General features: G+C 58.8%; 20 protein-coding genes. 9 read left to right on the top strand and 11 right to left on the bottom strand.

From position 1 onward, the window contains the following. Positions 1-4: 4 nt before the first annotated feature. Positions 5-1,297 carry a lytic murein transglycosylase gene (locus tag ACR0LL_RS16740; RefSeq protein WP_480588362.1) on the bottom strand — a complete coding sequence of 431 codons (1,293 nt, stop codon included), beginning with the start codon at positions 1,295-1,297 and terminating at the stop codon, positions 5-7. 87 nt (positions 1,298-1,384) lie between these two features. Beyond that, on the bottom strand, positions 1,385-2,098 hold the full coding sequence (locus ACR0LL_RS16745; RefSeq protein ID WP_480484146.1) for a helix-turn-helix transcriptional regulator: 714 nt from the start codon (positions 2,096-2,098) through the stop codon (positions 1,385-1,387). An 84-nt stretch (positions 2,099-2,182) separates the two neighbouring features. Here ACR0LL_RS16745 and ACR0LL_RS16750 point away from each other — a divergent pair, with 84 nt between their 5' ends. Together ACR0LL_RS16750 and ACR0LL_RS16755 are read left to right on the top strand one after the other, a co-directional pair. Next, positions 2,183-2,881, top strand: a complete 699-nt coding sequence (locus ACR0LL_RS16750) for a glutathione S-transferase family protein (protein WP_480588364.1) — start codon at positions 2,183-2,185, stop codon at positions 2,879-2,881. Further along, positions 2,878-3,264, top strand: a complete 387-nt coding sequence (locus tag ACR0LL_RS16755; protein ID WP_480546613.1) for a DUF1801 domain-containing protein — start codon at positions 2,878-2,880, stop codon at positions 3,262-3,264. Before ACR0LL_RS16750 ends, ACR0LL_RS16755 begins: the two co-directional genes overlap by 4 nt. On the opposite strand, the gene rnr is transcribed toward ACR0LL_RS16755, so the two are convergent. The 3 genes from rnr to dapE are packed head-to-tail and all read right to left on the bottom strand — an operon-like array spanning position 3,255 to position 7,279. Beyond that, complete coding sequence (rnr, locus tag ACR0LL_RS16760; protein ID WP_480588366.1) at positions 3,255-5,513, bottom strand: ribonuclease R; 2,259 nt, start codon at positions 5,511-5,513, stop codon at positions 3,255-3,257. The genes ACR0LL_RS16755 and rnr overlap by 10 nt on opposite strands. 47 nt (positions 5,514-5,560) lie before the next feature. Continuing rightward, positions 5,561-6,136: a TIGR04282 family arsenosugar biosynthesis glycosyltransferase gene (locus ACR0LL_RS16765; RefSeq protein ID WP_480588368.1), complete on the bottom strand. Its 576-nt coding sequence runs from the start codon at positions 6,134-6,136 to the stop codon at positions 5,561-5,563. A gap of 3 nt (positions 6,137-6,139) precedes the next feature. Beyond that, positions 6,140-7,279, bottom strand: coding sequence for a succinyl-diaminopimelate desuccinylase (gene dapE, locus ACR0LL_RS16770; RefSeq protein ID WP_480588370.1), 1,140 nt, complete (start codon positions 7,277-7,279; stop codon positions 6,140-6,142). A gap of 209 nt (positions 7,280-7,488) precedes the next feature. On the opposite strand from dapE, the gene ACR0LL_RS16775 reads away from it, so the two are divergent. Continuing rightward, positions 7,489-8,547 (top strand): transporter substrate-binding domain-containing protein, encoded by a 1,059-nt coding sequence (locus ACR0LL_RS16775; RefSeq protein ID WP_480588372.1) that lies wholly within the window; start codon positions 7,489-7,491, stop codon positions 8,545-8,547. Here the strand turns inward: ACR0LL_RS16775 and ACR0LL_RS16780 are convergent. Next, positions 8,544-8,888: a hypothetical protein gene (locus tag ACR0LL_RS16780; RefSeq protein WP_209598381.1), complete on the bottom strand. Its 345-nt coding sequence runs from the start codon at positions 8,886-8,888 to the stop codon at positions 8,544-8,546. The two genes, ACR0LL_RS16775 and ACR0LL_RS16780, sit on opposite strands and share 4 nt — an antisense overlap. A 115-nt stretch (positions 8,889-9,003) precedes the next feature. On the opposite strand from ACR0LL_RS16780, the gene ACR0LL_RS16785 reads away from it, so the two are divergent. Beyond that, positions 9,004-9,339, top strand: a complete 336-nt coding sequence (locus ACR0LL_RS16785; RefSeq protein WP_480588373.1) for a cupin domain-containing protein — start codon at positions 9,004-9,006, stop codon at positions 9,337-9,339. Between the two features lie 282 nt (positions 9,340-9,621). Here ACR0LL_RS16785 and dapD read toward each other — a convergent pair whose 3' ends face one another. The 3 genes from dapD to ACR0LL_RS16800 all read right to left on the bottom strand — a co-directional run bounded on the left by dapD (position 9,622) and on the right by ACR0LL_RS16800 (position 12,114). After that, entirely contained in the window at positions 9,622-10,449 is an 828-nt protein-coding gene (gene dapD / locus ACR0LL_RS16790) for a 2,3,4,5-tetrahydropyridine-2,6-dicarboxylate N-succinyltransferase (protein WP_480588375.1), read from the bottom strand. A gap of 109 nt (positions 10,450-10,558) precedes the next feature. Then, entirely contained in the window at positions 10,559-11,158 is a 600-nt protein-coding gene (locus tag ACR0LL_RS16795) for a GntR family transcriptional regulator (RefSeq protein WP_480588377.1), read from the bottom strand. 44 nt (positions 11,159-11,202) lie between these two features. Further along, complete coding sequence (locus tag ACR0LL_RS16800) at positions 11,203-12,114, bottom strand: threonine/serine dehydratase (RefSeq protein ID WP_480588379.1); 912 nt, start codon at positions 12,112-12,114, stop codon at positions 11,203-11,205. 79 nt (positions 12,115-12,193) lie between these two features. On the opposite strand from ACR0LL_RS16800, the gene ACR0LL_RS16805 reads away from it, so the two are divergent. Both ACR0LL_RS16805 and ACR0LL_RS16810 read left to right on the top strand, forming a co-directional pair. Then, positions 12,194-13,036, top strand: coding sequence for an LOG family protein (locus ACR0LL_RS16805; protein WP_267363716.1), 843 nt, complete (start codon positions 12,194-12,196; stop codon positions 13,034-13,036). A 3-nt stretch (positions 13,037-13,039) separates the two neighbouring features. Next, entirely contained in the window at positions 13,040-14,140 is a 1,101-nt protein-coding gene (locus tag ACR0LL_RS16810; protein ID WP_480588381.1) for a cystathionine gamma-lyase, read from the top strand. Here the strand turns inward: ACR0LL_RS16810 and ACR0LL_RS16815 are convergent, their stop codons facing one another. Next, positions 14,141-14,524, bottom strand: coding sequence for a hypothetical protein (locus ACR0LL_RS16815; protein ID WP_267363718.1), 384 nt, complete (start codon positions 14,522-14,524; stop codon positions 14,141-14,143). A gap of 160 nt (positions 14,525-14,684) precedes the next feature. On the opposite strand from ACR0LL_RS16815, the gene ACR0LL_RS16820 reads away from it, so the two are divergent. From ACR0LL_RS16820 to ACR0LL_RS16830, 3 genes are all read left to right on the top strand, one after another. Next, the gene (locus ACR0LL_RS16820; protein WP_480588382.1) at positions 14,685-15,605 is read left to right on the top strand and encodes a DnaJ C-terminal domain-containing protein; all 921 of its coding nucleotides are present in this window, start codon (positions 14,685-14,687) and stop codon (positions 15,603-15,605) included. Further along, a complete protein-coding gene (locus ACR0LL_RS16825; RefSeq protein WP_480588384.1) occupies positions 15,602-15,940 on the top strand; it encodes a hypothetical protein in 339 nt (112 codons plus the stop codon). Before ACR0LL_RS16820 ends, ACR0LL_RS16825 begins: the two co-directional genes overlap by 4 nt. A 64-nt stretch (positions 15,941-16,004) precedes the next feature. Further along, on the top strand, positions 16,005-17,663 hold the full coding sequence (locus ACR0LL_RS16830) for a U32 family peptidase (RefSeq protein ID WP_480588385.1): 1,659 nt from the start codon (positions 16,005-16,007) through the stop codon (positions 17,661-17,663). Here ACR0LL_RS16830 and ACR0LL_RS16835 read toward each other — a convergent pair. Beyond that, entirely contained in the window at positions 17,660-18,280 is a 621-nt protein-coding gene (locus tag ACR0LL_RS16835; protein WP_480588387.1) for a cytochrome P460 family protein, read from the bottom strand. The two genes, ACR0LL_RS16830 and ACR0LL_RS16835, sit on opposite strands and share 4 nt — an antisense overlap. Between the last annotated feature and the right edge of the window lie 169 nt (positions 18,281-18,449).

Here is an 18,449-nt window from a genome sequence, read left to right on the forward strand (position 1 = left end):
TTCTTTACCGTAACCTCTCCAGCAGGTTTGGCGTGGGGTATCCGTCCGGGACCAGCCCCTGCGCCAGTTGATACGCCCGAACGGCGTTGATCGTATTTGGCCCGGTGCGCCCGTCGACACCCTTTGTGTCAAAGCCCGCATCCGTCAGACGGGTCTGAAGTTCCTTTTTCTCGGCAAAACTCAGCACCAAGTCGCCGCGCGGCCAGCCGGATTGAAACGGTGCGCCCCCTACAAGCCGGTCAGACAGATGCCCGATGCCGATCACATATGCGTCGGCCCCGTTATACGCCTCGATCACGTTGAAATTGTCAAAAATCATCAGCGCGACGCCCTGACTTCCGGCCGGAAGCAGGATCGCGGCCTTCCCATGATCCGGCACGGCGGTGCCATCCCGCGCCACGACACCCCGTGCGGCCCATTCGGACGGCGTCAGCGTAAAATCACGACGGGCTGAGGCGTAATCGAAATCGGTGGGCAGACGCACCTCCACGCCCCACGGCTGACCCCTGGTCCAACCATGCCGCGCCAGATAAGACGCCGCCGAAGCCAGCGCATCCGTCGGGTCATCCGACCAGATGTCCCGCCGGCCATCACCGTCAAAATCCACCGCGTGATCCAGATATGACGTGGGCATGAATTGTGTATGCCCCATTGCGCCCGCCCAACTGCCAAGCATGTTGCCGGCGCTGATATCGCCAGCCTGCACAATCCGCAGGGCAGCGACCAACTGCGTTTCAAAGAATTGTGCCCGCCGCGCATCAAAGGCTAGCGTTGCCAATGAACGAAGCGTTGGACTGCTGCCGCGATAAGACCCGAAAGAGGTTTCAAGCCCCCAGATGGCAGCGACCACCTCTTTTTCGACACCGTATTCAGCCTCGATCCGGTTCAACACCTGCCGATGCCGCTGCAGGGCGGCGCGCCCGTTCGACAGGCGCGTTTCCGACACTGCGGTTTCAAGATACTCCCAGATGGGTTTCGAAAACTCAGCCTGATTGCGATCCCGTTCCAGGACATCTTCGTCATAGCTCATCCCCGAAAACACCTGAGTCAGTGTTCCCTGCGAAATGCCCTGCCGCCGCGCGCGTCCCTGAAAGGCGCCAAGCCAGGACTGAAACCTTGCCGTTGTCGCAGAAGCCACGGGCAAGGCCTCAATCAACGGGCGCGGGACCGGACGGATCGAAACGGTCACATCCGCCGAAGCCAGTTGCAGCGCTGCGCGTGAAATCCCGCTGTCTGCCCATCTGGTGTTTTCTGTTGTTTCCGCCTGCACTATGGATGCCCACAATGCGACGGTCATGACGCCGCCTACGCATTTTCGCATTCCGTTTTTTCCTGATTACTGCTCGACCACAGGGTAGCGCAGAATCAGAAATTCACAAAGTGCTCAGACGTTCGCCTCTCGCTCCTGCGCAGCACGCTCTGCCCGAATGCGTTCCAATGCCTCGCGCAGCAGGGGCACGCGGTTCGGCCTGAAACTTTGTTCCGTCACTGACATGTCCTGTAAGCGATCCAACCGGAAAACGCGAAAATCCTGTCGCAGGTGGCACCAGCCCAACAACACGTTCGAGTGATCCAGATAGACGATGCTCAAAGGGTTGACGCGCCTGTGCGTAGCGTCGCCTTTCGCGTCCGTATAGAAAAACTCGACCGCGCGCTCATCCCACGTCGCCTGCCGCAGAGTGGCCACGTCAATCGTGGGCTCAGGCGGGCGGTTGAACCGCGTAGCAGCCAGAACCGCGTGGCTGAGCCGATGGGACTGGCGTTGCGGTAAGCGTCCCTGAAGTTTCCGCAGGGCCGTACCCGCTGCGCCCGACAAAGCCGGATCGCCGATCACCTGAACTTCGCGCAGGCCCAGAACCAACGCTTCAAGCTCATCGTCAGTGAACCCCAATGGGGGTAGGGTTGCGTCCTCGATCAGCGTAAAGCCAAACCCCGCTTCGCCATCGATCACGGCACCCAGTCCGCGCAATGCATCAATATCCCGATGAATTGTTCGGGCCGAAACACCCAGATCCTGCGCCAACTGTTCGGATGTTCTGGGCGAAGGGCCAGAACGCAGGGCTTGCATCAGTTGGAACAATCGGGCGGTGCGGGACATGATGTATAATAGCTTATCCCTAATGACAGAAACTGTCATTAGGTCCCGATACTCAGTCAGCACACAATGACACGGAGCCTCATAATGCTGACCCTTCTCACCTTCCCCTCCGCCTTCGGCCTGTTCAGTGCCAGCCCCTTCTGCGTCAAGACAGCATTGATGCTTCAGCAGTCCGGCCAGACCTGGCAACGCTCGGACATGCTTGACCCCCGCAATATGCCTCACCAGAAGTTGCCCGTTTTGCGAACACCGGAACGTCTGGTCCCGGACAGCGACCTGATCCGCGATTGGTTGGAACAGCAGGGCGCGGATTTCGACAAAGGGTTGACGGATGTCGAAAAGGCGCAGTCCCGCGCACTGGTGCGCATGGCCGAAGAGCATCTGTATTTTCACATCGTTCTGGATCGTTGGGGCAATGACGAAGTCTGGCCGATCTTGCGTGATACGTTCTTTACCGGAATTCCGGCGTTGATCCGGAAACCGGCATCCAATGCGATCCGGAAATCCGTTCTGAAGGGGATTACGTCACAGGGAATCGGGCGGTTTTCGCTGTCCGAACGGCTGGACCGTATCGAACGTGACCTCGAGGCGATCTCGGCCTATCTGTGGCAATCCTCTTTCCTGCTTGGGGACCGGCCGACATCTGCGGACATGAGCGTTGGTCCAATGCTTGCCGCAATGCGCGCCACACCTGCGGACACCCCCCTGACCCGCCGGATCAAACAGGATAACCTGCTGAACAGCTACGTGGACCGGTTGGAACAGGCGATACCAATTGCATGAAACCCTTTGAGAATCCTTTGGTCGCTTCGGCCTTTGAAGCCCTGCCCCCGCATTCCCGTGCGGGGGCTCTGGCCTTGCGGGCGCTTGTGTTTGACACGGCAGCCTCTCTGCCTGCTGTCCCCTCGGTGCAAGAGGAACTGCGCTGGGGTCAGCCCGCCTATCTTGCGCCCAAAGGGTCAACGATCCGGCTGGGCGCCCACAAATCGGCACGTTTCGCCTTGTTTGTGCACTGTCAGAGCCGGTTGATAAGCGATTTCACTTCCGCCTTTCCGGCCGAGGACCGGATCGATGGGACCCGTGCCGTTCTGTTTGATGACACCGCACAAATCGATCCAACACGCCACGGATGGCTGATTGCCCGCGCGTTGACCTATCACCTCTGACGGCGCTTGCGTTCGACCTTGCGCTTGATCTTGTCTTTCTTGCGCTTGGTGCTGATCGCTTTGCGCCGGGATGATCGCCCTTTTGGCCCATGTCCACGCGGCAGGGCCTGGTCGTCAATGGACAGCAGCTCCAGCTCCAACCCACCGGTCACAGGTGTCGCTTCGGTCAGTCGAACGGTGACACGTTGGCCGATGGCGATAATCAGCCCCGTGTCCGCCCCCATAAGTGTCCCGGCCTCGCGGTCGAAATGGAAGAACTCGCGCCCCAATGATCGCACCGGAACCAAGCCATCCGCGCCGGTTTCGTCCATTTTGACAAATGCACCAAACCGGGCAATGCCGCTGATCCGGCCCGTGAATTCATTGCCGACACGCTCGCTCAGATACGCGGCCAGATAGCGATCAGTCGTGTCCCGTTCAGCCATCATGGATCGGCGTTCGGTATCTGAAATATGAGTCGCCGTTTCTTCGAGCCGGGTAATCTCGTCTTCGGTCAAACCGTCCGTGCCCCAACCGTGGGCTGAGATCAGCGACCGATGCACGACCAAGTCGGCATAGCGCCGGATCGGCGAGGTGAAATGCGCGTAGTTCCGCAGCGCCAGCCCGAAATGGCCGAAGTTTTCAGGGTTGTAATAGGCCTGTGCCATCGACCGCAGGGTGGTCAAGTTGATCAGTTCCGCATCCTCGGTCCCGGCGGCGGCGTTCAGCAGCGCATTCAGGTGTCGGGTTTGCAGCACCTGCCCCTTAGCGAGGTTTAATCCGGCGGCCTGCGCCGTTTCCCGCAGGCTTTCCAGTTTCTCGGGCGCGGGTTCCTCGTGCACGCGAAACAGCAGCGGACGGCGCTTGGCGATAAGTGTCTCGGCAGCCGAGACGTTGGCGAGGATCATGAACTCTTCGATCAACCGATGCGCATCCAACCGGTCGCGGAACGCCACGCTTTCAACATGACCCGTCTCGCTGAGCACGATCTTACGCTCGGGCAGGTCCAGTTCCAGTGGCTGTCGCACAGCCCGCGCTTTCTTTAGCGCGGCATAGGCGGCGTAAAGCGGTTTCAAGACCGTCTCCAGCAATGGCCCAGTGCGGTCGTTCGGGTTGCCGTCGATGGCCTCCTGCACTTCGGCATAGTTCAGTGACGCAACCGAACGCATCAACCCCCGCACAAAACGATGACCAATCTTGTTACCGTCCGCGTCAATCTGCATCCGCACAGCGACACAGGCGCGCGGGACGCCTTCATGCAGGGAACACAGATCACCCGACAGCCGATCAGGCAGCATCGGCACCACACGGTCAGGGAAATAACTTGAATTGCCCCGCTTGCGCGCCTCGCGGTCCAGGGCCGAGCCGGGCAGCACATAAGCAGCAACATCGGCGATAGCGACCCAGATCACATGTCCACCAGGGTTCTTGGGGTCTTCATCCGCGTGCGCGTAACAGGCATCATCACGATCGCGCGCATCCGAAGGGTCGATGGTCAGCAGCGGCGTGTCCCTCAGGTCCTCGCGGCCCTTCAGGCCAACGGGTTTGGCATTGTCTGCCTCGGCAATGACCTTGTCGGGAAAGTCATCCGGGATACCGTGTTGGTGGATCGCGATCAGCGAAACAGCCTTGGGCGCGGTCGGATCACCCAACCGTTCAACAATGCGCGCACGCGGCAGGCCCATGCGATTTTTCGGCCCGGCCTGTTCGGCCTCGACTAATTCGCCGTCTTTGGCACCATGCACCGCGCCATCGGCAACCAGCCATTCAGTCTGGCCTGCCTTGTCGATAGGGACGATTCTGCCCCCTTCGGCCCCTTTACGGAATATGCCCACGATCTTGCGCGGGTTGGTCCCGATTCGGCGGATCAGGCGGGCTTCGTAATTGTGATCTTCTTCGTGCACGACGGTCAGGCGGGCCAGAATGCGGTCACCCTCACCCAGGGCCGGGTCGCTGGCCCGCGCGATGACGAGAACGATGGGCTCGACGCCTTCGCCATGCCATTCCAGTGGGCGGGCAAACAGATCACCATCGGCATTCGGGGCCTTCACCTGCAAGACACTGACAGGTGGGAGACGGTCTGGATCGCGATAGCTGCGCTTGCGTTTTTCAAGATGTCCTTCGGCCTCAAGCTCTTTGAGGATGCGCTTGAGGTCAATGCGATCCGCGCCCTTGATACCAAAGGCTTTGGCGATGTCGCGTTTCGAGGTCAGGGTGGGGTTCGCCGAGATCCAGTCAAGGACCTCCTGCTTGGTGGGGATGCGAGTCATGCTTCCGGCGTAGCACGCGTTTGCGACCGCGTCATGACCAAAAAACCTCAGGGTTTCAGATCAGCAACCGTATCCACATCGCGCAGTTGGTCCAGCAGGGTCACACGGCAGTTTGGGATTGAGGCAAGTGTGTCGGCCAATGCATGTTCTGTCGACCAGCGCACATCGTGGAACAGACCTGCGGGCAGCGCGCCATAACGCTGCGCACCGACCAGCCAATAGCCGCCATCCGGCGCGGGGCCGAACACCATCTGGGATCGCCCAAGCGCACCAAAAGCACGGGCAATATGTGCACGCGAAATACCCGGAATATCCGCACCAATCAGGCAAACCGGCCCCTTGGGCATTCCGCGCAACATCCGCTTCATCCGGCCACCTAGGTCACCGGACCCCTGCGGCGCGCGTGGCAGGTCAACGGGCCAGACACGGCTTACAAGGCCTTCTGCATCGGGCGACACGGCCAGCACAATCTGCCAACGGGGATCACGTAGCCTGCGGATCAAGGCGCGGGTCTGATGCCGAAACCACCACGCGGCACCAACCATGCCGATATCACGCCCCAGCCGCGTCTTGACACGACCCGGTCTGGGTTCCTTAACCATGATCACCAATGTGCGTTGCATGGATTAGGCGAAATAATCCGTCAGGATACTGGTATAGATCGATTTGAGCTGCTCGATCTGCGCGACCTCAACGCACTCGTCCACCTGATGCATCGTGCGCCCGACCAAGCCGAACTCCACCACCGGGCAATGGTCTTTGACAAAGCGCGCATCCGAGGTGCCGCCGGTTGTCGACAGCTCAGGCGTAACGCCGGTTTCGGCTTCGACCGCTTTGGCCACCAGATCCGACAAAGGCCCCGGCGGGGTCAGAAAACTTTCACCCGAAATACTGATCGTGACACCGATTTCGACACCGTACTGAGCTGCCACCTGATCCGCCTCTGACTGCAACCAGTCACTCAGGCTGGCTCCGGAATGCAGATCGTTAAAGCGGATATTGACCGCGCCGCTGCATTGCGCCGGGATCACGTTGGTCGCGGCGTTTCCAGTGTCGATGGTGACAACAGCCAGTGTGGAGGCGTCGAAATGGTCCGTGCCCTGATCCAGTTCATGACTGGCAAGCCGATCCATCAGCCGCGCCATTGCTGGCAGCGGGTTTTTGGCCCGATGGGGATAAGCCGAATGCCCCTGCACACCTGTAATCTTAAACCACGCAGTCATTGAGCCCCGACGGCCGATCTTGATCATCTCACCCATTTTGTTCGGGCATGTTGGCTCACCTACCAGACAGACCGACATACGCTCACCCGCGCCTTTCATGTAATCGAGAAGCGCAGTGGTGCCGTCCAACGCATCGCCTTCCTCATCACCGGTAATCGTCAGGACAATTGCCCCATCCGGAGGAGTGTCACGCACGAAATCCATTGCGGCAGCCGCAAAAGCCGCAACTCCGGATTTCATATCGGTAGTGCCGCGCCCAAACATCACCCCATCCCGCACTTCGGCCCCGAAGGGCGGCGCAGTCCAGGCAGCTTCGTCGCCGACAGGGACGACGTCCGTGTGACCATTGAATCCGAAACTGCGCGCATGACCTTTCTGCCCCCAACGCGCGAAAAGGTTGCTGATGCCGCCGCGATCAACGCGCGTGCATTCGAAACCTGCCTCCGACAGCACCGCCTCAAGCAAAACAAGTGCTCCGCCTTCTGAGGGTGTGACCGAAGGGCAACGGATCAGTTCGGCTGTCAATTGGACGGGATCAGTCATGCGGGGGCCTCTGGAACTGTGTCTGACGCGGGTTCGCGCACAGATTCAACGATTTGGCCGGTTTTCCAACCCCAATCCGTAAAAAAACGGTCATCCGAATATTTAGATATCAAAGCGACACCCCAATAAAACATGACACTTTACCCTGCGACCACCTTGCCGCCCGCCACAAATTCGCGTTACAGGGCCGCGAAACAGGTGAATTGAATATGAAGCGCGCCTTCTTCGCACTGATCTGCCTGACTTTCGCCGTCATCGCACAGCAAAGCCTGGCACAGTCCCTTTCGGTCACAACCGTGACCCGCCCGCCATTTTCCTATGTCGAGGATGGCGACGAAACCGGCTTCTCTATGGATTTGCTGGCGGCTTTGGCCGAGGCTCTGAACTGGGACTACACGGTCAACCGCGTCGAGGCGTTTTCTGACATGTTGGGTGCCGTGCAGAGCGGATCTGCAAACCTTGCCATCGCCAATATCTCGATCACCGCCCTGCGTGAAACGCAAATGGATTTCTCTCAGCCGATCTTCGAAGCGGGTCTTCAGATCATGGTACCCTCGGACGCGGTACGAAAACCATCGCTGTTGCAGGCCCTGCTCTCGAAAGAACTGTTCATCGCCATAGGGCTGGCCTTTGCCATTCTCCTCGGTGGCGGCATGTTGATGTGGAGCTTTGAACGCCGCGCCCAACCCTATTTCGACCGCGACTTGAACGAAGCGTGGTTCCCATCGTTCTGGTGGGCGCTGAACTTGGTTGTGAATGGCGGGTTCGAAGAGCGGATGCCGCGCACTCCGTTCGGTCGAATGTTGGGTGTCGTGCTGGTGGTGTCATCCTTGTTCATCGTTTCAGTGTTCACCGCCCGTATCACCTCGGTCATGACTGTGGACGCCATTACCGGCAGCGTGAATTCGGTGAACGACCTGTACGGCAAGACTGTCGGGACAATATCAGGGTCGACTGCGGCCAGTTTTCTGAACCGGCGCGAGATCGAGTTTACCAGCTATCCGGGGCTGAATGAGATGCTGGACGCTTTCAAGGCCGAAGATCTGGATGCCGTCGTATTCGACGCGCCGATCCTGTCCTATTTTGCGGCCCATGAAGGGCGGCGCATTGCGTCGATGACAGGTGGTGTTTTCCTGCGCGAAAACTACGGCATCGCTTTCCCGACCGGATCACCTCTGGTCGAGGATGTAAACCAGGCATTGCTTGGCTTGCGCGAAGACGGAACCTATGACGAAATCTATCGCAAGTGGTTCGGATCGCGGAACTAGGCCTGCGCCTCGTCTCCGAAAAACGGTGTCATCTGCGCGACGATCACTGCGTTTTCATCCAACGCTCTTTGCATCAGCGCACGTTCGTCCGCCTCGATATCGTGACCTTGCGCTTCACGTTCGGCCAATGTGCCGTATCCGGTGACATCCAGCGGTGCGGTGTCGGCCTGCTTCAGGATCGCGACCGTCTCACGCACGGCCTCGGCCTCATCCACGCCGCTGGCATAGCACATCAGCGCCGCGCCGGTCGCCCCATCGGGCAGCCCGTCGCCCTCCTTGCGGCCAATCTGGACCAGAAGGGTATAGACTTGCTGACGCGAGGGTTTCTTTTGCTTCTCCATGCACCGGGCCATAGCCCCGCGCCGGTTCGCGGTCAAGCAGCCAACAATTGCAGGAGCCCCGCCTTGCCCCCATAGTACCCGGAATAAACCGATCCCGGATACAAAGGACGCCTTCATGCCCTACCCAGATTTCATAGCGAGTTTTCCCAGCCTCGACGTACCGTTCCCCGACGACGTGGTGCAAACGGCCGTGATCCGGTCGGATGCAGGATTGGTGGCGTTCTTCACGTTTCTTCAGGATTTCGAATTGCCCTTACATTCTCACAAAGCTCAATGGGGCACAGTGGTCGAGGGTAAGATTGAGTTGACCATCGACGGGCAGACCCGGACCTACCGCCCGGGCGACAGTTATTCGATCCCGTCAGGCGTGGAACATGGCGGCAAAATCAAGGCTGGTACGCGGGTCATCGATGTTTTCGAGGAACCGGACCGATATCCGATCAAGGGATAAGCTGGGTGAGAGACTCAGTGAACGCGGGTCTCGGCCTCCCTCATTGATTGAAGGCCTCCGGCCTGAAAAGCTGTTGAGGTGAATCCGGCGGCGACGGTGAAACCGATAGTGCTGAAATAAATACAGGAAGCACAGAAGTGGAAGCCATGCAGGGTGAGAACCGCTAAGCACCGCTTCAAGGCTGGCCAAGGCCACGAGCTTGGTATCTGGTTCAGCCGACCTGACCCAAAAAACAAAAGGCCGGAGCAGTTATGCCCCGGCCTTGCGCGTTAATCAGAACGATCAGTCCCGCAGCAATTCGTTGATGCCCGTTTTCGAGCGGGTCTTTTCGTCAACCCGCTTCACGATCACCGCGCAATAGAGGCTGACATTGTTCTTCGACGGCATGGAACCCGCGACCACAACCGAATAGGGTGGAACCTCGCCATACATGACTTCTCCGGTTTCGCGGTCCACGATCTTGGTGGATTTACCAATGAACACGCCCATTCCCAGAACCGAGCCTTCGCGGACGATACATCCCTCGACCACTTCCGAGCGCGCGCCGATAAAGCAATTGTCTTCAATGATGGTTGGGCCAGCCTGCATCGGCTCAAGCACTCCGCCAATGCCAACGCCACCCGACAGGTGCACATTTTTGCCGATCTGCGCGCAGGATCCGACAGTGGCCCAGGTATCAACCATCGTGCCTTCGTCAACGTAGGCCCCAAGGTTCAAGAAAGACGGCATTAGCACCACGCCCGGTGCAATAAATGCCGACTTGCGAACCACGCAGTTTGGAACCGCGCGGAACCCGGCAGATCGCCACTGGTTTTCACCCCAACCGGCGAACTTGCTGTCTACCTTGTCCCACCAGCCGCCGTCCTGCGGACCGCCCGGCTGGATTTCCATGTCCTTGATACGGAAGCCCAGCAGAACCGCCTTTTTGGCCCATTGATTTACGTGCCAGTCACCGGTTTCCAGCTTTTCCGCCACGCGCAGCGAGCCACTGTCCAGCGCATTCAGCGTATCCTCGATCGCCTCGCGCTGCTCGCCTGCGGTGGCGGGCGTGATTGTCTCGCGTGCCTCCCAGGCGGCTTCGATGGCGGCTTCCAGTTGCGCGTTGGACATGGGGTGTCTCCCTACAGAATCTGTTCACGTTGATTTGGCCTATACGCAAGCCGGACCCATGGCGCAATGCGACGTAGACGGGCCCAATTGCGTCTGAGGCAGAGGGTCATCAGCTGGCGCGCCGAATATGGCGGGTCAGGATCGCCGTTGCTGTGGCCATTTCCTTGCGCTTCAAAGCCCGCACAATGGCCGCATGATCCGTGTCAGCCCGTTGCACCCATTTCAACCGCCATTGCGCGAACAGATGGCGTGCGCTTGCAATATGCAGATCGTCGATTGCGTGCAAAAGCCGAGGCAGCCCGCAAGGCGTCAGAATGGCGCGATGGAACGTTCTGTTCAGAGCCTCCCATTGTGGCATCGACTGCGCCTCGTCACAGGCGATGCGTGCGTTTTCGATCTTTTCCAACGCGACCGGAGACATGTTTTGCATCGATTGCTGCAACGCCAGCGTTTCCAACGCCACGCGCATTTCGATCACCTCCCGAACCTCTGCCGGGTCCAGCGCCGTAACCCGCATTCCCTTGCGTGGTTCATGCCGGGCCAATCCATGCGCCTCAAGCCGCAACAAGGCTTCACGCACCGGAACATGGCTGGTATTGAAGGTTCGGGCAATATGATCCTGCCGTAGCTTTTCACCGGCTGCCAGCTCTCCGGTGATGATCCGCTGGCTGAGGCTTTGGTAAATCGTGTCGGAAATCATTGCAGTCATGGATTATAGATAAAATCCACCATCCACATCCACAACCCGATAATTCACCCAGCGAACGGGTCCGGCGCGATATTTGCACCGCACACCAGAACACCCACGCGTTCACCCTGTTCAGGTCGGTACGCACCCGAGGTCAAGGCGGCCAATGCGGTCGCGCCGGCAGGTTCTACCAGAATGCGATGCGCGCGCCAAAGCGCCTGTTGTGCCGCCGCGATGGCATCGTCTGACACCAGAACCGAACTCATACCCTGCGCCAGTTCAAAACAGATTTCGCCGATCCGCCGCGCGCCCAGCGCGTTTGCGGCGATGCCCGACACGGAAACATCAACCGGCTCACCAGCGCACAACGCTGCATTCAACGCACAGGACGTTTCCGGCTCGACCGCCACAACCTTGCGCGCGCCACCGAACCAGGCCAGCGCCCCGGCGATCAGCCCGCCGCCGCCAACAGCGACCAGTACCGTATCCGCCTGCAAGCCCTGGGCATCCCATTCGGCAAAACAGGTCCCTTGCCCCGCCACCGTGGCCGGGGCGTCATAAGCATGGATCTGCATTGCACCCGTCATTGCCTCATGCTCTTGCGCTGCGGTCAGCGCGTTCGCGTATTCACCCGAAACAACGCTCAGGTCGGCACCGGTTTGCCGGATCAGTGCGATCTTGGACGGACCCGCCAGTTCCGGCACAAATATCTTTGCAGGATACCCCAGCGTCTGCGCTGCATAAGCTGCCGCCGCACCATGATTGCCACCGGATGCGGCGACCACACCCGCAGCCGGCACATCCGAGCTGAGCAGCGTATTGAACGCACCCCGCGCCTTGAAACTGCCAGTATGCTGCATGTGCTCGAGTTTCAGTTCAACCGGATAGCCGGGAATGTTGCTTTCCATAACCGGGGTCACCTGCGCATATCCCGCGATGCGGTCCCGTGCTGCCGATATTTCACTTTTCCAATTCATTCTCGTCTTTCCGTGACTGGCACTCTGCCCGCGAACCCTATAGCTGTTTGTCAAACACGCAAGCAGGGATCGATCACCGATGAGAGAAGACCGTCACAGTCCGTTTCGCGATGCGCAGACCGACCGCTCGACCGCGAAAGAGGTTCCGGACACACCGCAAACACGCTCTCCGGCCTACCGTCTGGCTTTCGCGGATGACGAGTTTCTGTGCCGGGACGAGCTGCGCCCTGTACGCTTGCAGCTTGAGTTGCTGAAACCCGAAATGATTATGACCGAGCGCGAGATCACGTCGACCATCGTCATGTTCGGCGGCGCCCGCATTCCCGAACCCTCGCAAAAGCACACCGCGCGGACAGAAACCCTGGCCGGTCTGTCGAAATATTATGATGAGGCACGCGAATTCGCGCGACTGATGACCGTGAAATCGAAAGAAACCGGATGCCGCGAGAATGTGATCGTCACTGGCGGCGGCCCCGGTGTAATGGAAGCTGGCAATCGCGGTGCACACGAAGCAGGCGGGTGCTCGATCGGGCTGAACATCGTGCTTCCGCACGAACAGGCACCAAACAGTTTCGTGACGCCAGATCTCAGCTTTAATTTCCACTATTTTGCGATCCGCAAAATGCACTTCCTGATGCGCGCCCGCGCCATCACCATCTTTCCCGGTGGGTTTGGGACGCTGGATGAACTGTTCGAATCCCTGACCCTGATCCAGACCGGCAGAATGGATCGCGTGCCTTTCCTGCTGTTTGGCCGCGCGTTTTGGGAAAAGGTTATCAACTGGGACGCACTGGCAGATGCCGGTACGATCTCGGACGAGGATCTGGACCTGTTCCGCTTTGTCGATACCGCGCAGGAGGCGGCCGAGATCATCGAGAACTGGGAACCCGCCCCGCCCCGCGACGAAATTCCGGGGCGCTGAGCGATGAAACCCCCAAAGACAGGCGAAATGCTCCACCTGCGTGGCAACGCGTTGTCAAAAGGCGAACCCGTCGCCCTTCCACTGACGCAAAGCAGCATGTTCCATCTGCCCGGTGCGCCGGACGGTCACCCGACCTATGGCCGTGTCGATAACCCCACCTGGGTACATCTTGAGCATGTTTTGTCGCATCTGGAAGACGCACCTTGCCTCAGCTTCCCGTCCGGCATGGCCGCGATTTCTGCGGCTCTGTTTGCAACGGTGCAAGCCGGGTCGCGCCTTCTGATCCCTTCGGACGGGTACTATGTCACCCGTCTGCTGGCGGACCGGTTCCTTTCGCGTCTTGGCGTGACAGTTGAAGAGCGCCCGACCACAGCGTTTGCCGCAGGTGGATTTGATGAGTTTGACGTTGTGTTCGCCGAAAGCCCTTCGAACCCCGGTCTGGACATGATTGACCTGAAAGTTATAGCCGAACAGGTGCGGTCTGCTGGCGGGGTGACGATTGCCGACAATACGACGATGACACCGCTGGGTCAGCGCCCGTTGGATTTGGGCATCGACGTGGTCGTGTCGTCCGACACCAAGGCGATGGGCGGGCATTCCGACATGCTGATGGGTCACGTGGCCAGCCGCAACAGTGACATCATGGAACGGGTCGAGGAATGGCGGAGAGTTTCCGGCTCGATCCCCGGACCGCATGAGGCATGGCTGTTGCATCGCGGGTTGGAAACGCTGGATGTCCGGTTTGACCGGATGTGCAATTCGGCTCAGGTAATGGCAGAACGGTTGGCAGGTCACCCAGCGGTCAAGCAGGTCCGCTATCCTGGGCTGGCCGATGATCCATCACACACACTGGCGCAGGCACAAACGGCACGGTTCGGATTTCTGCTATCCTTGACTTTGGAAAGCGAAGACAAGGCCGAAGCCTTCATCAACACTTGCCCGCTTTTGCGCCCCGCCACCTCCTTCGGTGGTGTTCACAGCTCGGCCGAGCGCCGCGCGCGCTGGGGCGATAGTGTCGACCCGGCCTTCATCCGCCTGTCCGTTGGATGCGAACCGGTGGACGAACTGTGGAAGGCGATCGAGGCCAGCCTGAACGCGCTGTGATTACTTCTTTGCGGCACGCAGGTCCTTGAAAACGTAGATCGGCAGTACCACGCTGGCGATCAACGCCCCCAGCCAGACAAGCAGCGTCGCCGCCAGCAGGTTCGAGATACCGCCAACTGTCAGCCCCGACGCGATGAGATCGGTCACCAACAGGCCCACAAATGTCACGACCAGAGCGATCCCGCCTTTCAATGCGGGCGCTTTCTTTTCGCCAAGCTTCAGTATCAATGGCTCGGCGATCACCTGAACGACGGTGAAAACGATCACAACCACGATAAATGAGATCGGTTTGATCGCGAAACCGGACAGTATCAGCGAAGCCAGCAACAGCCCAATGGCATTGCCGGCCAGCAGGGCCAAAGCGGATTTAATTCTGCGCGACATGGGATGGCCTCCGTCAATCTACAATCAGAAATATGAAGATATTAGCAGACTTCTGAGTTTTTTCGAGACAATTCAATCGCCTCTTCCTTTTGACCCGTTGAAAACACGTGGTAGAACACATTCATCAAGATCAGACCTGTCCCTGACCCGTGAGTGTGAGATGAGCGACGATCCCTATTCCGTCCTTGGCGTATCGAAAGACGCCAGTGCCGACGAAATCAAGAAAGCCTACAGGCGTATTGCCAAGGAGTGCCACCCGGACCTGAAACCCGGCGATGCCAAGGCCGAGGCCAAATTCAAGGCCGCAGCTGCTGCGTATGACTTGCTGAAAGATCCTGAAACCCGCGCCCGTTACGACAATGGCGAAATCGACGCATCGGGTCAGGAACGCCCGCAACAACACTATTACCGGGACTATGCTGAGGCCGCTGGAAACCCCTATCGCGGGAGTCAGGCGGACCCGGACGACATGTCGGACATCTTTGCCGAATTCATGCGCGGCCGCGGTGGATTTGGCGGCCAGCAAAGGCATGAGTTTCATGCGCCGGGGCATAACCTGAATTATTCCCTGCAAATCAGCTTTCTGGATGCCGTGTTTGGCGCCAGCCAGAAATTGACCCTACCAGACGGCAACCGGATCGAGGTCAAGATCCCCGCCGGTATAACCGAAGGTCAGACCATCCGCCTGCGCGGCAAGGGTGCTCCGGGTTATGGCGAAGGCCCTCCGGGGGATGCGTTGGTGACCGTCACGGTCGCCAAACATCCGGTGTTTGACCGTCAGGGCGACGACATCCATATCACGCTGCCGATCAGCATCGATGAGGCCATTCTGGGCGGGAAAGTCGCCGCCCCCACCATCGATGGCGGTGTGAACGTCAATGTTCCGGCGGGCACAAGCAGCGGCAAAACCCTTCGCCTGCGCGGCAAGGGGGTGAAGAAACGCGGTTCGTCCCTGCGCGGCGACCAACTGATCGAATTGACTGTCTCGATGCCCGACAAGATCGATGATGATCTCAGGCAGTTCATGGAGACATGGCGCGAAACGCACCGCTACGATCCGCGGAAAGGAATGCCGTCATGACCCTGACCGAAAAGGAACTGATCGAAACCGTCTCGCGCCTGACCTCGGACCGCCTGACCGAGTATCTTGCGGCCGAAATCGTGATCCCTGAACAATCAGCGCAGGGGCTGGTCTATCACAGTATCGACGTTGCCCGGCTGGAACTGGCTTGCGAGTTGCACGAGCAATACGACATGGAGGCCGATGCGCTGTCGATGATGATCTCATTGATTGATCAGATGCATGGGCTGCGCGCTGAACTGCGTGAGGTTCTGAACGCAGTCGAGGCGCAACCCGAGCCGGTGCGCAAACAACTGATCGAGGTCATTGGCACAGCGCGGTTCCGTCGCAGATAACAGGGTTTTGGGCGCAATGATTTTGGCGTAGAAGGCCGCCTTGATCCTTTGTCAGGTAGCTTCCATGACCCAGCCCAGATCCGAATTGCTGATGCCTGCGGGCAATCTGCGCAAACTTAAGCTCGCCATCCTCTATGGGGCAGACGCCGTGTACTTGGGCACGCCGGATATGTCGCTGCGCACCAAGTCCGAGTTTTCGCTGGACGAGGTGATTGAAGGGGTCGAGTTCTGTCACAGCCATGGCCGACGCGCCTACCTGACCCTGAACCTGTTCTCGCACAACAAAGACATCCCGAAGCTGGACGAATATATCGACACGGTGCGCAAGGTGCAGCCCGACGGGTTGATCATCGCCGATCCAGGCGTGTTCCAATACGTCCGCGAGCGCGCGCCCGAACTGCCGCTGCATATCTCGACCCAGGCCAATATCTGTTCGTGGCTGTCGGTGAAGTTCTGGCAGGATCAGGGGGCCGAGCTGGTGGTTCTGGCGCGTGAGGTTTCCTATCCCGAACTGGTCGAGATCCGTGAGAAATGCCCTGATATTAAGCTAGAAGCCTTCGTGCACGGCACCATGTGCATGACCTACTCGGGCCGCTGTCTGCTGTCGAATTTCATGGCCGAACGCGGGGCCAACCAGGGCAACTGTGCCAATTCCTGTCGCTGGAACTATGGTCTGAAACTGCGCCTCAAGGATGGCACACATCAGGAGCTGCGTATCACCGAGGAAAACGCCGACCTGTTCGAATTCCTGCTGGAAGAAGGCTGCCGCCCCGGTGACCTGATGCCCATCGAAGAGGATGATCGCGGCTCGTACATCCTCAACTCACGCGACCTCTGCATCATGCCGAAGCTGGATGAGTACCTGAAAATCGGTGTCGACAGCCTCAAGGTCGAAGGGCGCGGCAAATCGGAATACTACGCCGCGATCGTCGCGCGAGCCTATCGTATGGCGATAGATGACTATTTCGCGGACCCCGAAAACTGGGACCCCAAGCCTTACATGCGTGAGCTCGAAACCGTCGGGAATCGCGGCTATACGCTGGCCTTCCACGAAGGGCGGCTGACCAATTACGCCCATGATTACGAACACACCGCATCCATCGCGCAATGGGAATATGCCGGGATCGTCACCGAAGTGACCGAGGATGCCTTTCTGGTCGAGGTGAAGAACAAGCTGGAACCGGGTGATGTGCTGGATTTCGTCTCGCCAGTTGCGCGCGACACGGTTCTGCTGCGGGTTTATGATTTCGAACGCGCCCATGATGGCGCACGGCTGGACGTCGTGCATGGCAGCACAAAAACCATCATTCGGATGCCTTTCACCCTGTTTGATCACGAGGATATCGACAATCTGCGCGCCCGTTTTCCGGTCTATTCAGTGCTGCGCAAGGAACGCGCCCTGACCGACGAACACTGGAGCCGCATTCGCTTTGACAAGCTCGTGCAGGGATTGGAAACCACCGGTCGCGACAACCCAACTGCCTATGCACGCCGTCGCGATGATCTGGTTGAAAAGATTGGCCAAGACGGCAACGAACGCCGGTTCAAGACAAACCGCATCGGCACGGAAGGATGCTGCGGCAAGGGCTGCAACGGATGCCTGATCTTCTGGCAAGATGACAAATACGCGTTGGCCCGCGAGGTGCTGTCCAAACGGAAGCAAGGCGAACAGCTCAGCCGCCGTGAGGCGACAGAACTCAAGCTGCCGGGTGAACCGGCTTAGTTTCCCGCCCGATATTCTTCGGGAACAAAGAACGTATAGTCACGATCCGCCACTTGTTCGTGACAGACATGGCAATATGCAACTTCGCTGGCACGGGCGCCCATGGTATCGCCATACAAGGACCCGTCTGGCAGCACCATGATATAACGCCAGTCAGCGGTGTTCGGGCTGGTACCCTCTGGCAGTTTTTCCATTATGAACATGGCGCCGGGGTGTATGTGACCTTCATCGGTCACCGTCATGCTGTCCTTGGCAAGCACCGATCCCACGGGCAGTTCTTCGCCCTGTTGCAATGTCCCATAGTTGTGCGCCATTCGGTTGGCATACGTGTTGACGAAACGCTGTCCGTGTGTGGCCGAGATATATGGCGCGTCGTTGAAAAGCGGCCAGCTTTGGTAGTTTAGAACCAGATCCAGTTGCGCCGCAGCATACCCCCGTGCCATGCGGCGGCTGAGCGAATGGTAGTGGGCCGCGGCCTCATCCTTGCTTAGCTCTGCCGGGTTTTCGATCGCGATGTGGGCGTTGTGACCATCTGCCGTTGCCAGTCCTGAAGAAATCAGAAGTATCGCGCACGCAATGGCCTTGTGCTGGAGAAATATTCGAAGATACGAGTCCATTATTACGACCCACCTGAAAATCAGTTCGCCTGAGCGCCACGTGACGACAGTGTTCTTATTCTAGCGGCTCCGGGAACTCTTACTAGCTCAGGTCCCGGAATCTCACCGCCTTGTGCATCGATTTGAACCTGCATCCTGCGGCATTGAATCATTAAAATATAGCAAATTA

The organism is Ruegeria sp. AI2 (assembly GCF_056541275.1).

Coding starts and splice junctions, on each gene's coding strand:
- ACR0LL_RS16795 (WP_480588377.1), bottom strand. CDS start 11,158: ATGACTGCAATGATTTCCGACACGATTTACCAAAGCCTCAGCCAGCGG.
- ACR0LL_RS16815 (WP_267363718.1), bottom strand. CDS start 14,524: ATGTCGCGCAGAATTAAATCCGCTTTGGCCCTGCTGGCCGGCAATGCC.
- ACR0LL_RS16785 (WP_480588373.1), top strand. CDS start 9,004: ATGCCCTACCCAGATTTCATAGCGAGTTTTCCCAGCCTCGACGTACCG.
- ACR0LL_RS16800 (WP_480588379.1), bottom strand. CDS start 12,114: ATGAATTGGAAAAGTGAAATATCGGCAGCACGGGACCGCATCGCGGGA.
- ACR0LL_RS16740 (WP_480588362.1), bottom strand. CDS start 1,297: ATGACCGTCGCATTGTGGGCATCCATAGTGCAGGCGGAAACAACAGAA.
- ACR0LL_RS16780 (WP_209598381.1), bottom strand. CDS start 8,888: ATGGAGAAGCAAAAGAAACCCTCGCGTCAGCAAGTCTATACCCTTCTG.
- ACR0LL_RS16750 (WP_480588364.1), top strand. CDS start 2,183: ATGCTGACCCTTCTCACCTTCCCCTCCGCCTTCGGCCTGTTCAGTGCC.
- ACR0LL_RS16775 (WP_480588372.1), top strand. CDS start 7,489: ATGAAGCGCGCCTTCTTCGCACTGATCTGCCTGACTTTCGCCGTCATC.
- rnr (WP_480588366.1), bottom strand. CDS start 5,513: ATGACTCGCATCCCCACCAAGCAGGAGGTCCTTGACTGGATCTCGGCG.
- ACR0LL_RS16805 (WP_267363716.1), top strand. CDS start 12,194: ATGAGAGAAGACCGTCACAGTCCGTTTCGCGATGCGCAGACCGACCGC.
- ACR0LL_RS16745 (WP_480484146.1), bottom strand. CDS start 2,098: ATGTCCCGCACCGCCCGATTGTTCCAACTGATGCAAGCCCTGCGTTCT.
- ACR0LL_RS16810 (WP_480588381.1), top strand. CDS start 13,040: ATGAAACCCCCAAAGACAGGCGAAATGCTCCACCTGCGTGGCAACGCG.
- ACR0LL_RS16830 (WP_480588385.1), top strand. CDS start 16,005: ATGACCCAGCCCAGATCCGAATTGCTGATGCCTGCGGGCAATCTGCGC.
- ACR0LL_RS16825 (WP_480588384.1), top strand. CDS start 15,602: ATGACCCTGACCGAAAAGGAACTGATCGAAACCGTCTCGCGCCTGACC.
- dapD (WP_480588375.1), bottom strand. CDS start 10,449: ATGTCCAACGCGCAACTGGAAGCCGCCATCGAAGCCGCCTGGGAGGCA.
- ACR0LL_RS16755 (WP_480546613.1), top strand. CDS start 2,878: ATGAAACCCTTTGAGAATCCTTTGGTCGCTTCGGCCTTTGAAGCCCTG.
- dapE (WP_480588370.1), bottom strand. CDS start 7,279: ATGACTGATCCCGTCCAATTGACAGCCGAACTGATCCGTTGCCCTTCG.
- ACR0LL_RS16835 (WP_480588387.1), bottom strand. CDS start 18,280: ATGGACTCGTATCTTCGAATATTTCTCCAGCACAAGGCCATTGCGTGC.
- ACR0LL_RS16820 (WP_480588382.1), top strand. CDS start 14,685: ATGAGCGACGATCCCTATTCCGTCCTTGGCGTATCGAAAGACGCCAGT.
- ACR0LL_RS16765 (WP_480588368.1), bottom strand. CDS start 6,136: ATGCAACGCACATTGGTGATCATGGTTAAGGAACCCAGACCGGGTCGT.